This is a genomic window from Rothia mucilaginosa (assembly GCF_049990865.1).
In the GTDB taxonomy this organism is placed as follows: Bacteria; Actinomycetota; Actinomycetes; order Actinomycetales; family Micrococcaceae; genus Rothia; species Rothia mucilaginosa_I.
This window is the reverse complement of the sequence record NZ_CP188231.1, coordinates 219,702-233,062: the sequence shown is the minus strand read 5'-3', so window position 1 is coordinate 233,062 and position 13,361 is coordinate 219,702. Positions and strand designations below refer to the sequence as shown.

Genomic DNA, 13,361 nt, shown 5'->3' with positions numbered 1-13,361 from the left:
CGCTTTTTAATATTCTAGTTCGCGGCTACTTCGGCCCTAGAAGATGCGGCGCGCAACCTTGTCAAAGAGACGGTCCGGCAGCACGGTATGCAGGAACACGGAGGGCTTAGCACCGAAACCCACCAGGTAGCGGGTCTTGGGGCAGCGCGCCTCCAGGGCTCGCAGAATAGCCTTAGAGATCACCTTGGGCTCTGAGAGGCTGGAGGAGGGCGAGTAGAGCTTACGCATATTTGCCGCAACGCGCTGCGCCTGCTCAGCGTAGACACCGTTTCGGGAGGATTCCTCCAGGTGGTCTGCCGCGATGAGTCCCCAGGGGGTCTTGATGCCGCCGGGCTCGATAATGACCACGTCAATACCGAACTCTTCAACTTCCATGCGCAGTGCATCGCTGAACGCCTCGAGGGCGTACTTGGTGGCGTGGTACCAGGACCCGAGGGGCATGGTAATGCGCCCCGCCATCGAGGAGATGTTCAGGATGCGCCCGCAACCCCGTGCGCGCATATGCGGCAGCACCAGCTGGGTGAGGCGCGCCAGGCCGAAGAGGTTCACCTCGAACTGGCGGCGTGCCTCGTCGATGGGGACGTCTTCAATAGCGCCGTAGGATCCGTAGCCCGCGTTGTTGATGAGCACGTCAATGCGGCCTTCTGCGTCAATGATCTGCTGTACGGCGGCTTCCATGGACGCCTCATCGGTAACGTCCATGCTGAGCGCTTTCACGCCCTCGGAGGCGAGCTCTTCAATCTTCTCAACGCGGCGGGCGGCACCGTAGACGGTGTAGCCGTAGCGTACCAGTAGCGGCGCCACGTCGTAGCCGATACCGGAGCTGGCGCCGGTGAGAAGAACGACGGGGCGTTGCAGTGACTTGGGCATTGCGTATCCTTTCGGCTTACTCCCCTTTCGGGTTACCCCCCCTCGGGTTGCTCCCTGCAGTGTTAGCGGGGAGGTGTTAGCTGGGGGTACTTCTTAGGGTACGCTCACGCGCGGCGTCCGGGCGTGCAGAAAGCTCAGGGCGTAGCGTGGGGGGATTCTCTCCGACATATGTGAGGGCAGGACGGCATATAGAAAGCTCGCCGCGGCATCCTGTGCGGATACGGCGGCGAGCTAATGTTTTGAGGTCGGGGTTTAGGGGTCGTGGTTTAGACCTCTTCGACGTCAATATTGACCTTGGGTTCGGGGTGCGACTCGCCGGTCAGCATGGTCACCAGCAGGGTGGAGTCCTTCACGGCGCGCAGGGAGTGCAGCAGCTTGGCGGTCACGTGAATCGGCTTGCCGGGCACCAGGGTAATATCGCGGTCCTTCACGTGGAAGATAACCTCACCCTTGAGCACCTGCACGAAGATGGGGTGCACGCTGTGGTGCTCGTGCCAGGACTGGCCCGCAGCCAATTCCATGAGGGTCAGGTTGCCGCCGTCGGCATCAACAATCTTGCGAGCCTGGGGCTTATCGTCAAAGGGGGTCAGCGCTTCGGTGAGCTGGGGAAATACGAGGACGCGGCCTTCATGGGTACCTGCCATGGTACAAACCTTTCTTGTCAGGGATGAGTGAAAGGGGGCGCGCACCCCCTCCCTATATTTGGTATATAAAATACTAAATTAGTTATATTGTATTCCCCTCCCCGCAACGGGACAATACCTCAGCTCACACCGAACTGAAACACCCCGAGCAAGGAAGGGAACAACATTTACTGGTAACTCCACACCTTCGAATAGGCGGAGCGATTACTATTACGCGGGCGCAACAGGTTCACCATCAACGCGGTCGTACCAAAGCTCACCGCAATAATCATGCAGGTCGCCGCGGTAAACGCGCCACCGGGAATCGGCGCAAAAATCGCAATCAGATACAGGATGACCGCGCAGAACGACAGGAACAGCGTCGCAATCGTCATCAACGGCACCAGCACCAAACCGCCACGCGCCGGCACCGCAAAATCTGCCGGACGCACATAACGCAGCACGCCCATACCCACAACCGTCCAGATGGCGGTGACCAGGATAGCGGTCACCACATCCGCCGGGCGGTGCCAACCATTAATAATCGTGGAGGCACCCGTCAGGCAGGTAGCAAACGCCGCACACAGAGCCACCGTGGGCCGCAAGAAACGAGGCGCCGCAAGGAAGAGCGCCGCGCCAGCCGCCGCAGCGAATGTCGTGTGGCCGCTGGGCGCCGAGTTGCTCAGCGCCTCCTGAACGCCCAGGTCGGGCTTCACGATCAGATAGTGCTTGAGCAGATACGTACTCGTCACCGCGGCAGCCGCGACCAGCACACCAATCAGCGAGGGCAGGAACCGGTGCTTCCAAATCAGCACCGCAACCAGACCCAAAACGGCAATCACGCCGACAACCACAGGAAGAGAATCCAGCGCGGTCAGGGTCGGGCCGCGGTAGCTCTTGAACTGGTGCGCGTACTCGGTGTACGCCTGCTCATCCACCTGCTGACCGGTTGCCGTGTAAATAAAGAACACGAACGCACCGTAGAGCGTCAGGCCCAAGAACAGCAACGCCATCACGTGACGCATCAAAACGCCGGTACTCGGAAGGTGGTGCCCCTGCTCTTCACCGGGACGATCCACCGGGCGGCCCGAAGCATCCACGGGAACCTGACCGGTCTGAACATACGCACCGTTCGGGTATGCGGCGGCAGGATACGCCTCGGGAGGATAAGCCACCGGTTGCGGAGGCGCCTGCGGGGGCATCTGCGGAGGAAGCGGCTGCTGCGCACCCATTGGAGAGGCACCCATCTGATTGTTCAGCGGAAAACCGCTCACCGGAGGCTTCGGCGGATCGAGACGGCGAGTAGCCTGCATCGGCTCATCCGCACCGTAGTGCCCCTGGGAAGCGCGTTCCTGCGGCGAGGGAATCGTCTCAGGAATCTTAATCGGGGCGCGGTAGGCGCGCGGCAGAGGACGGGTCGCACCAATAACCTCTGTATGTTCGGGGTGCGAAGAAATAACTTCGGTATTCGCGGATTCAGCGTTCGCGGATTCAGCGTTCGCGGAACCTGCCGGCGCAGCTTCGTTAGCCGGCGATGAACCGTAATCGGTCAGAACTTTCGTACGGTCATCACTGTGCCCCGCTGCAGGGGCAGCCGTTTCGTGGGAGTTAAGCACCTCAGTAGGATCCTGATAGTCAGAGAGCACCGCAGTCGGGTCCTGATAATCAGAGAGCACCTCAGTAGGGTCCTGATAGTCAGAAAGCACCGCAGTCGGGTCCTGATAGTCAGAAAGCACCTGGGTAGGGTCTTGATAATCAGAGAGCACCTCAGTTGCATCAGAGCTAAAAGCCGTAGTGGGCGCGTCATCAGAAGAGTGAAGAGCGCGAGTAGCCTCCAGGTTCTCCGAATCGCCCCAACCGGGGTTCCCCGCACCTGTTGTTTGCGCCTTTGATGTCTTCTTCATAACCTCTTCCGTACCTTCTGACCCTCATATCTGTTAGCGGTATTCGCCCTGCTGGCACCCACTGTTTGGGCGGTAGCCCCCAAGCTACCGTTTTCTCGTACCACAGCGCCGGTTCTCTGGGGCGAATAACTACCTACTATTCCAGGTTAAGCTATGAAAAACTAAAGTTTTTTCGACCACAACCTGAGAGTTTCCAGAGAATGCGAAACGGACTGCGAGCGCACCAGCGTCAGAGCAGAATGCTATGGTGAGCTCATAGCGCATCGAAGAAGGGCAGATACCTTGAACACCAGTATGAGCGTGCCGCCTCTCGGCTACGGTTTTCACCTCACGAACACTCCCCTGCCGCCGCTGCAGGAGGTTCTGGAGAACCTGTTCACGGTCGAAATTCCGATGACGGTCACCTTCCGCGGGGTCAATAGCCGCCAGAGCGAGCTGATTCACGGCCCGCATGGCTGGGGCGAGTTCGCCCCCTTCCTCGAGTACGGTGTGCAGGAGTCTGCCGCGTGGCTTGCCTGCGCGCTGGAGGCGGCGTGGTTGCCCGCCCCGGAGCCGGTGCGTACGCGCATCCCGTTGAACGCGACCCTGCCGGCGGTACCGGCGGAGCGTGTTCCGCGGGTGCTCGCCAAGTACGAGGGTGAGATTCAGGAACTCAAAATCAAGGTGGCGGAGAAGGGTCAGAGCCTCGCCGACGATATTGCGCGTGTGGCGGCGGCACGAGATGCCCTCCCGAACGCCCGCCTGAAGGTGGACGCGAACATGGGATACACCCTCGACAGCGCCCTTGATGCGCTGCGCAAGCTCTGCGAGTACGGCATTATTTACGCCGAGCAGCCCGTGGCATCCATTGAGGACATGGCGGCGCTCCGCTTTGCCATCGCTAAGGAGGGGCTGCCCGTCCGCATTGCCGCGGACGAGTCGATTCGTAAGGCGGAAGACCCGCTGAAGGTGGCCCGCGCGAACGCCGCGGATCTGATGGTTATTAAGGCGGCGCCGCTGGGCGGTGTACGTCGTGCGCTCGCGCTGGTGGAGCAGGCGCAGCTTCCGGCGGTGGTTTCTTCCGCGCTGGAGTCTTCGGTGGGTATTGCCACCGGTGCCTCTCTGGCGGCTTCCCTACCGACGTTGAGGTACGGGTGCGGTCTGGGTACGGTCTCCCTCATGGCTGAGGATGTCACCGATGAGCCGCTCATCGCCCGCGACGGGTTCATGGACCTGCGCGCCATCACCCCCAGCCCGCAGCGTCTGGAGCGTCTTGCCACCGATGAGCAGACCCGCCAGTGGTGGGTGGAGCGCGTCACCGCCTGCTACCGGGTGCTGGAACGCGCCTCCGGGCTGTGAAGACTGTAGCTGTCAAGGTTGCGCCTGTGAAGGGTAACCATAACTGAACGAAAAACCTTACGGCATTAGAATGGTACGGTGACTGAAAACCGCTCAACCCCCGCCATGCTGACCGCAGTATCCGTGCTCGATTCGCTGATTCGTGCCGGCATGCGGCATGTTGTCGTGTCTCCGGGGTCCCGCAGCGCACCTCTTGCGTACGCTATTGCCGCCGCCGCTGAAGCCGGCGCGCTCATTGCGCACGTGCGCGTGGACGAGCGAAGTGCAGCCTTTACCGCCCTGGGTATTGCCAAGGCATCCGGTCAGCCCGTGGGCCTGGTGTGCACCTCCGGTACGGCTCTGGGCGAGTACATGCCCGCCGTTATGGAGGCGTACCACGCCGGCGTGCCCCTGGCGGTGCTCAGTGCTGACCGCCCGGAGCGTCTGCGCGGTAGCGGTGTGAATCAGACGACCCGTCAGGCGAGTTTCTTCCATCCTTTTGTGCGTGCTGAAGCTGATCTGACCTCCTACCCCGAGCAGGTGGAGGGTGAGCAGACTCAGGCTTTTGCCGCCTGCCTGAATGCGCTGACCGGTCGTAGCGCCGAGCACTGGCGCAAGCAGTCGACGGAGCCGATTGGCCCGGTGCACCTGAATATTTGTTTCGATACCCCGCTGACCCCCTCGGGTCGTTTTGCGCAGATGCTGCCGCAGTGGGCGCAGAGCCTGCTGGAGGATTACGACCCGCAGGCTGAGGGCCGCACCCGTGCCGCCCGCGCTGAGGGTTCCGGGCTTTCCAGCGCTGAGCAGCGTTGGCTTCTGGATTCTTTGGAAGCGCAGGCGGACCTGGCGGAGTTCACCCCGGCGCACCGCACCGTGGTGGTTGCCGCTGACGGTGCCGGCGAGTTCGCGGCGGAGTTCGCGCGCGTGCTGAACCTGCCGCTATTTGCGGAGCCTTCCTCCGAGGCGCGCCACGGCGCTACCTCGATTCCTCACTACCCGCAGTTGCTCGCTGATGGTTCGTTCGCCCCCGCCGCCCAGATTGAGCGTGTGGTGCTCTTCGGCCACCCGACGCTTTCGCGCCCGATTACGGCGCTACTGGAACGCGAAGATATTCAGTGCGCGTTCTACGCCCCGCGCCGCGCCAGCTGGTACGAGCCGGGCGCGCGCTCCTTCGTGGAACTGTCGACCCCGCACGAGCTCGCCGAGTTTGCGTGCGCGTCCTCTGTTGCCACCGATGAGCTGGCAGATGAGCTGGCGGACGAGCTGAGCTGGCTAGAGCAGTGGGTTACCCCGGCACGCACGCTGCAGGACGAGTGCCTGCGCACCATTGCCGCCTACGAGCACCCCGACGCCGAGAGCTCGGTTGACTACACCGATTACCGCAACCGCACCGCTGGCCGCTCCTACGCCCGCCGTGTCTGGCAGGATGCGGTGGCTCAGCGCCGCCTCTTGGTGCTGGGCTCCTCAAACCTGGTGCGTGATTTGGATGCGGCAGCCCCCGCCCTGGGCGAACCCGCCCCCGCGCGCGTGTTTGCTAACCGCGGTCTTGCCGGTATTGACGGCACCATTGCGACCGCTATTGGGGTGTCCCTGTCGGGCTACTACCCTGCCGGTGTGGATGAGAACTCCCGCCCGATGATTGGTGGCGCCGCCCTGCCGGTGACCCTACTGTGCGGCGACCTGACCTTCCAGCACGATGTGTCCTCGCTGAACCTGCCGAATACTGAGCTTCTGCCCGAACTGCGCGTTGAGGTCTTTGACGATGCCGGCGGCGGTATTTTCACGACCCTTGAGCACGGCGATATGGCTCGTCAGGAGCAGTTCACCGCCGCTGTGGATCGTTTCTTCACGGTGGCTGCCGCCCCGAATACTGTTCTGGCGCGCATGGCTGCCGGTTTTGGTACCGAATCGGGCGTTGAGGTGCGCATTCACACACCCTAAAGCCGCTTCTAAAGGGTGCAGGCTAAGCCCCGTGCGCGGGGTTGACCGATATACTGAAAACTACCTGTGTCGTAGCCTTCGGTGGCTGAAAGCTAGCCGGTCGTAGCGGTTTCACTCGCCGCTACCTTCGCGTTTTTCTGCGCGCCTGCTGACGTACGGCACCCTATCTATCATGTATTGACATTCACGCTCTCGCCGCTGATACGCACCGCACGCGACCCGGGGGTTTACCCCGGTGAGCCCGGTGCATGCGGCGGGCGTTGCTCCCAAGGAATCTCATGAGCTCACTCGATATTATTGTTGCCGTCCCCTCCGGAGCCGGTTGGGTTCCCGTACACGCTATGGCGGAGCTTCTCGCCCGTTACACCGGCGGTACCGTACACACCGTGGATGTGGGCGCATCCCTCAGCAAGGAAACGAAGCTTCTGGCGCGTCTGCCCCGCCTCAAGGGCGGCTCCAAGCGTTGCCTGGTGATTGCTTCTGATCCCGGCCAGCTGTACGCCATTTCGCAGCGCTCCTTCGCGTTCCGCCGCTACGGCGCGATTTACGGCTGGGTGATTGATAGCTTCTGGGATGACCGTATTCCCGCGGTGGCTAAGTCCTCCACCTACGACCGTATTTTCGTTGCGGACGTTGATGACGTTCAGCCCTGGACCGCTGCGGGCGTGAAGACTCCCGGCGTTCTGCCCTGGGGCGCGGATGTTTGGAGCAAGTTCAGCGACCGTCTGGCTGCGCTGGAGTCGAAGAGCACCGACCTGCTGCGTGTGGGTCGCCAGCCCGCCGCCTACGAAGATGACGAGGCGACCGCAGCTCTTGCCGCCGAGCTGGGTCTAAGCTTTGAGGGCCGCCCGCCCTTCGGCGCGAACGACCGCGAGTCGGCTCAGCACCTGCAGGATTCACTGAACCGCGCGAAGTTCCTGCTGGCATTCTCCACTTCGGTCAGCCCGGCACCGTACACCCACCCGACCAAGGAGTACATTACCGGTCGCTGGACCGATGCCCTGGCTTCGGGCGTGACCGTGGTCGGCAAGGTCCCGAACACCACCACCGTACGTGACATCCTGTGGGACGGTGCAACCATCGATATTGATCACGCGGATGCACGCGCGGGCCTCGCGCAGGTTGCCGACGCCGCCTCCCGTTGGACCCCCGCGCAGGGTGAACAGCAGATTCGTCAGGCGCTGCAGCACCTGGATTGGCGCCACCGTTTTGTGCAGCTGTGCGAGGCGATGGGCGAGGTCCCGGCTTCTTTGACGGCTGATTGCGAGGCAATGCGAGCCCAGTACGTTCAGCACTAAATACGTGCCCTAAGGTTACGGGCATATAAAAGGTGAGGGCTGGTTTCTACCGTAGAAACCAGCCCTCACCTGTATTTATGCCCTATGAGGCATATTGCATATGGGGTTTAGTACGAAGCCTGACCCAGAGTAATCGGACCCGTGAAACCACTGGTATCCGGGTGCTCCGCGTCCAGGTACGCCGCCACCGGTGCGTTCTCAAGCTGAGCCAAACGATCCAGTAGGAAACGAGTAGCACCCGGTGCGTACGGCAGCTTATACATTGCTGCGGTCGTCGCCTCGTCATCACGATCCAAAGTGGAGGAACGAATCAACTCAATCGCAGTCACCATGGTGTTACGTTCACGCTCCACGAAGGTGCGGTCCACCGGCTCACCGTTACCGGGCACGTACACACGGTAGCGATCAAATTCGAGCACCGCACCGAGGGTATCGATCCAACGGTCGGGGAAAGAATCCTCAAAGTAGGGGTCGGTGCCCTCTTCAATCAGACCGCCCATGAAGAGCACATCCTCAATACCGACCAGGATGTCACCATCGGTGTGGCCAGGACCCATGTACATCAGGGTTGCGCTACGCTCACCCAGGTCAATGGGGGTAAAGGTAATGCCGTCACCGCTATTGGCGACCAGGCGGTTGGGAACAATAATGTCGGTGGCTGCACCCTGGTGGTGCGCCATTTCCGGTTCGAGCGTCTCGACGTAGGGACGCTGCGCCTCACCGTATTTACGAATTGCACGCGCGGCGCGAGGATGCGCCCAGAATTCTTCGGCACCCATTGCCGCGAAAACATCGTTGCCGAAGAAACGCTCATAGTGTCCGTGAGTGTTTACGACGGTAATAGGAAGGCGCGTGAGACGGCGAACCTCATCATAAATTTCGGTTGCCTGACGGGGACCTGCGCCGGTATCCACGACAAGTGCACGTTCCAGTCCGAGGACCAGTCCGGTGTTCAGTCGGTAGTTGTCGGTCGCAATACGGTACACGCCGTCTGCGAGTTCAATAGTACGAGCCATAGATACAACCCTACTGGAATTTTTAGCGCTTGCGGGACTATTCGGGCTTCAGAGAACAGAAATTTACGGTTCGGTAACAATTCAAGGCAATAAAAGTGCATTATTTTGCACAAACTTATATCTAGCGTCAAGAAAGTGGTGAGCCTTATCAACCTCTCCGGATTGTTTGAACAGCCCATCATCGCCACAGGAGCTCCTCAAAGAGCCCGGCGCGCATCCGTAGAAGCAATATTTATACCTCAATGCCACTCAACCCAGAGTCGTGCGCACGGTTAAACCCGCATCTAACACCCCTATAGGATAGGAGTATGACTTCTTCGCCTACCCCCTCTTCTCACCCCTCGACTCAGCCGTTCCCCAGCGGTACCGGACGCTACGCCCCCTCCCCCTCGGGGGACTTGCATCTGGGCAATTTGCGTACCGCTATTTTGGCGTGGGCGATGGCGCGCCGCGGCTCCAAGCCCTTCTATCTGCGCGTGGAGGATCTAGATCGCGTGCGCCCGGGTGCCGCGGAGCGTCAGATTGCTGACTTGGCGGCGCTGGGTCTGGATTGGGATGCGAGCCCCGGCGCCTCCTCGGAGACTGTCAACGGGCGAGAAGCGGGTGTGCTGTACCAGAGCACACGCCTTGCCGCCTATGAGCAGGCGGTTCAGCAGCTGCGCGAGGCGAACCTCGTCTACGAGTGTTTCTGTACTCGCCGCGAAATTCAGGAGGCATCGAGCGCCCCGCACGGTGCGCCGGGTGCATACCCGGGTACCTGCCGTGAACTGACGGAAGCACAGCGGGAAGAGCGCCGCGCTCAGCGTCCGCCGGCTCTGCGTCTGCGCGCCGAGTGCACGAGCTACACGGTGCAGGATGATTTTTACGGCGCCTACACGGGGCTGGTGGATGATTTTGTGCTGGTGCGCAATGACGGCACCTACGCCTATAACCTGACCTCCGTGGTGGATGATGCTTTTGTGGGGGTTGAGCAGATTGTGCGCGGTGATGATTTGCTTCCTTCGGCGCCTCGCCAGTCGTATTTGGCGCAGCTTTTGGGCTTGGCGCAGCCGCGTTACGCTCACGTGCCGCTGGCGCTCAATGAGGAGGGTAAGCGCCTGGCGAAGCGTGATGGTGCGGTAACCCTGCCGCAGCTGCGTGAGGCGGGCGTTGAAATCCCTACGATTTTGGGGTGGATTGCCGCTTCTATTCCGGTGTATAACGCGGATGGTTCTGCCCATTCGGCGGATGTTCCGATGCCTAATGCGGCGGCGATTTTGGAGCGTTTTGACCCGGCTCGCATGGCTACTGAGCCGTGGGTCGTGAGGGATCTCTAAGCCTCTGTGACATTGTCGTGTAACAGTTCAACACTCCGAACGGCTTTTAAATTTTTTGTTTAATTCGTTTTAGATGCATACGTCTCTGAACGTTTGCGTTGCTTTTAAACTACTTCTCTTGCACCGAAGTGCCCGAAACCCTGAATTCTAGGGATTTTTCGGGCATTTTTTCGCACACGCTCCCACATTGCCCCACGTGTACGACCATGAAGTTTACACAGAAAATACATATTTATTCCATAGTTCCTTACCCCTAAGCGTCAAATAGACTTTATTTTCAGCCCTTCAAAGCCTAGACTGTATCCTATGCCACTCATAAAGTTATGGGGTAGCGCATAAATACACACAGGCGCACACTACCACCAGGAGAGAAGGAACATTATGGCCGCGAGTACATACCAGGTCATCGCGCTGGCGATTTATTTTGTTGCCATGATCGCAATCGGCCTATGGGCAAATAGCAAGAACAACAGCCTCGACGACTATGTGCTGGGCGGGCGACAGCTCTCCCCCACCGTCGCCGCACTCTCAGCGGGCGCCTCCGACATGTCCGGCTGGCTCCTCATGGGTCTGCCCGGTGCCGTCTACCTCAGCGGCCTCTCCCAGGCATGGCTCGCCGTCGGTCTGACCATCGGCGCATGGTGCAACTGGAAGTTCGTGGCACCGCGACTGCGTAGCTACACCGAAGTAGCAGGCGACGCCGTGACCGTCCCCGTCTTCCTGAGCAACCGCCTCCATGACACCAAGCGCGTGCTACGCATCGTCTCCGGTGTCGTGATTCTGGTGTTCTTCACCTTCTACGTCTCCTCCGGTATGGTCTCCGGCGGTCTGTTCTTCAAGTCCTCCTTCGGCCAGGAATACCACACCGGTATGCTCCTGCTGGCAGGCATCACCGTGTTCTACACCTTCTTCGGCGGCTTCATGGGCGCATCCTACACCGACATGGTTCAGGGTCTGCTCATGCTCGCAGCGCTGATTGCCGTTCCGGTTGTCACCATTATTGACCTCGGCGGTGTGGGCCCCGTGGTTGAGTCCATCAGCCAGGTACGTCCCGACGCGCTGAGCATCTTCGCAGGCACCACCTTCGCCGGTATTATTTCGTCCCTCGCATGGGGTCTGGGCTACTTCGGTCAGCCGCACATTATCGTGCGATTCATGGCAATGCGCACCCCCGCAGACGCTAAGTCCGGCCGCCGCATCGGCATCAGCTGGATGGTCCTGACCGTGTTCGGCGCACTGAGCGGTGCGTTCATGGGTATCGCATACTTTGCACGCCACCCCGAGGCATCCCTCACCAACCCGGAAACCGCTGAGTCGGTCTTCCTGGACCTCTCCCAGATTCTGTTCCACCCCCTCGTTGCGGGTCTGATTCTGGCTGCGGTTCTGGCGGCAATTATGTCCACCCTCTCCTCGCAGCTGATCGTGTGCTCCTCCGCTCTGGTGGAGGATCTCTACGGCATCTTCTCCTCGAAGAAGCTCAGCGCAGGCAAGTCCCTGTGGCTCGGCCGTGCAGGCGTGGCAATCGTGGCGCTGGTCGCCGGTGCCCTGGCGTGGAACCCCAACAGCTCCATTCTGCAGCTGGTCGCATTCGCTTGGGCTGGCTTCGGTTCGGCGTTCGGCCCGACCGTTCTGCTCTCCCTCTACTGGCGTAAGCTGACCACCCAGGGTGCACTCGCCTCCATGATCACCGGTGCCGTTGTGGCATTCGCATGGGGCCAGAGCCCGATGAAGTCCGTGCTCTACGAAATGGTTCCCGGCTTCGCTTCGGCAATGCTGGTCGCAATCATCGTCTCCCTGGTCACCTACAAGAAGAACCAGACCATTGACGAAGAGTTCGACCGCGCGGTAGAGCTCGCAAAGGTCAAGTAACCCACAAATAACCGTAGCCTACAACTAACCGAGGCCGGGTAAGGTTCCTTACCTAACTTCTAAGGCCCGGGCCGCACACACGCGGTCCGGGCCTTCTTATATGCCCGGGCAACCCATGCCACAACCTCAGACAACGCCCGAGCAACACCTGGGCAACCCCCGGGCAACGTGAGGGCAACGTAGAATAGGGTCTATGACTGCACAACTTCCCGAAAAGGTCTCGGACATCTTCAACCCCGCCGACTGGCGCGTTGTCGAAGGCTTCGAAGACTTCACCGACATCACCTACCACCGCCAGGTTGAGCGCGACGAAAACGGCGAAATTCTGCGCGATCTGCCCACCGTACGCATCGCATTCGACCGCCCCGAGGTCCGCAACGCATTCCGCCCGCACACCGTGGACGAACTCTACCGCGCCCTCGACCACGCCCGCATGACCTCCAACGTAGGCACCGTACTGCTCACCGGCAACGGCCCCTCCGCCAAGGACGGCGGCTGGGCTTTCTGCTCCGGCGGCGATCAGCGCATCCGCGGCCGCGACGGCTACCACTACGCCAGCGGCGACACCGCAGAAAGCATCGACCCGGCACGCGCAGGCCGACTGCACATCCTGGAAGTGCAGCGCCTCATCCGCACCATGCCCAAGGTCGTTATCGCCCTCGTCTCCGGCTGGGCGGCAGGCGGCGGCCACTCCCTGCACGTGGTTGCTGACCTGACCATCGCCTCCGAAGAGTACGGCAAGTTCAAGCAGACTGACGCAACCGTCGGCTCCTTCGACGCAGGCTACGGTTCGGCACTGCTCGCACGCCAGGTGGGTCAGAAGTTCGCCCGCGAAATCTTCTTCCTCGCCAAGGAATACGACGCACAGCGCATGTACGAAATGGGCGCAGTCAACGACGTAGTCCCCCACGCCGAACTCGAGAACAAGGGCCTGGAATACGCGGCGCACATCGCCCGCCAGTCCCCGCAGGCAATCCGCATGCTCAAGTACGCCTTCAACCTGCCCGACGACGGTATGCTCGGCCAGCAGGTCTTCGCCGGTGAGGCAACCCGCATGGCGTATATGACCGACGAGGCCGTGGAGGGTCGCGATGCGTTCTTGCAGAAGCGTGACCCGGACTGGTCCAACTACCCCTACTACTTCTAAGCAGTACTTCTCAGAGGAAGTACCTTCCGCAGAAGTAGTTTCAGATGCATAGGCTCGGAG

10 protein-coding genes are annotated in these 13,361 nt (G+C 60.8%); 6 read left to right on the top strand and 4 right to left on the bottom strand.

Annotation, left to right across the window (positions count from 1 at the left end):
* Nucleotides 1-36: 36 nt before the first annotated feature.
* From ACP3RB_RS00975 to ACP3RB_RS00965, 3 genes are all read right to left on the bottom strand, one after another.
* Nucleotides 37-870, bottom strand: coding sequence for an oxidoreductase (locus ACP3RB_RS00975; protein WP_426699195.1), 834 nt, complete (start codon nt 868-870; stop codon nt 37-39).
* 266 nt (nt 871-1,136) lie between these two features.
* A complete protein-coding gene (locus ACP3RB_RS00970; RefSeq protein ID WP_311446234.1) occupies nt 1,137-1,514 on the bottom strand; it encodes a cupin domain-containing protein in 378 nt (125 codons plus the stop codon).
* 167 nt (nt 1,515-1,681) lie between these two features.
* Nucleotides 1,682-3,397: a phosphatase PAP2 family protein gene (locus ACP3RB_RS00965; RefSeq protein WP_426699194.1), complete on the bottom strand. Its 1,716-nt coding sequence runs from the start codon at nt 3,395-3,397 to the stop codon at nt 1,682-1,684.
* Nucleotides 3,398-3,691: 294 nt separating this feature from the next.
* Between ACP3RB_RS00965 and ACP3RB_RS00960 the strand changes: the two genes are divergently transcribed.
* The 3 genes from ACP3RB_RS00960 (at nt 3,692) to ACP3RB_RS00950 (ending at nt 7,953) form a co-directional block, all read left to right on the top strand.
* Entirely contained in the window at nt 3,692-4,735 is a 1,044-nt protein-coding gene (locus ACP3RB_RS00960) for an o-succinylbenzoate synthase (protein WP_426699193.1), read from the top strand.
* A gap of 78 nt (nt 4,736-4,813) precedes the next feature.
* Complete coding sequence (menD, locus tag ACP3RB_RS00955; protein ID WP_426699192.1) at nt 4,814-6,655, top strand: 2-succinyl-5-enolpyruvyl-6-hydroxy-3-cyclohexene-1-carboxylic-acid synthase; 1,842 nt, start codon at nt 4,814-4,816, stop codon at nt 6,653-6,655.
* A gap of 278 nt (nt 6,656-6,933) precedes the next feature.
* Nucleotides 6,934-7,953 carry a glycosyltransferase gene (locus tag ACP3RB_RS00950; RefSeq protein ID WP_426699191.1) on the top strand — a complete coding sequence of 340 codons (1,020 nt, stop codon included), beginning with the start codon at nt 6,934-6,936 and terminating at the stop codon, nt 7,951-7,953.
* A gap of 107 nt (nt 7,954-8,060) precedes the next feature.
* On the opposite strand, the gene ACP3RB_RS00945 is transcribed toward ACP3RB_RS00950, so the two are convergent.
* Nucleotides 8,061-8,969 carry an MBL fold metallo-hydrolase gene (locus ACP3RB_RS00945; protein ID WP_426699190.1) on the bottom strand — a complete coding sequence of 303 codons (909 nt, stop codon included), beginning with the start codon at nt 8,967-8,969 and terminating at the stop codon, nt 8,061-8,063.
* Between the two features lie 308 nt (nt 8,970-9,277).
* Between ACP3RB_RS00945 and gluQRS the strand changes: the two genes are divergently transcribed.
* The 3 genes from gluQRS to ACP3RB_RS00930 all read left to right on the top strand — a co-directional run bounded on the left by gluQRS (nt 9,278) and on the right by ACP3RB_RS00930 (nt 13,301).
* On the top strand, nt 9,278-10,285 hold the full coding sequence (gene gluQRS, locus ACP3RB_RS00940) for a tRNA glutamyl-Q(34) synthetase GluQRS (protein WP_426699189.1): 1,008 nt from the start codon (nt 9,278-9,280) through the stop codon (nt 10,283-10,285).
* 381 nt (nt 10,286-10,666) lie between these two features.
* Nucleotides 10,667-12,154, top strand: coding sequence for a sodium/proline symporter PutP (putP, locus tag ACP3RB_RS00935; RefSeq protein ID WP_426699188.1), 1,488 nt, complete (start codon nt 10,667-10,669; stop codon nt 12,152-12,154).
* A 193-nt stretch (nt 12,155-12,347) separates the two neighbouring features.
* Entirely contained in the window at nt 12,348-13,301 is a 954-nt protein-coding gene (locus ACP3RB_RS00930; protein WP_005508297.1) for a 1,4-dihydroxy-2-naphthoyl-CoA synthase, read from the top strand.
* The last annotated feature ends 60 nt before the right edge of the window (nt 13,302-13,361 follow it).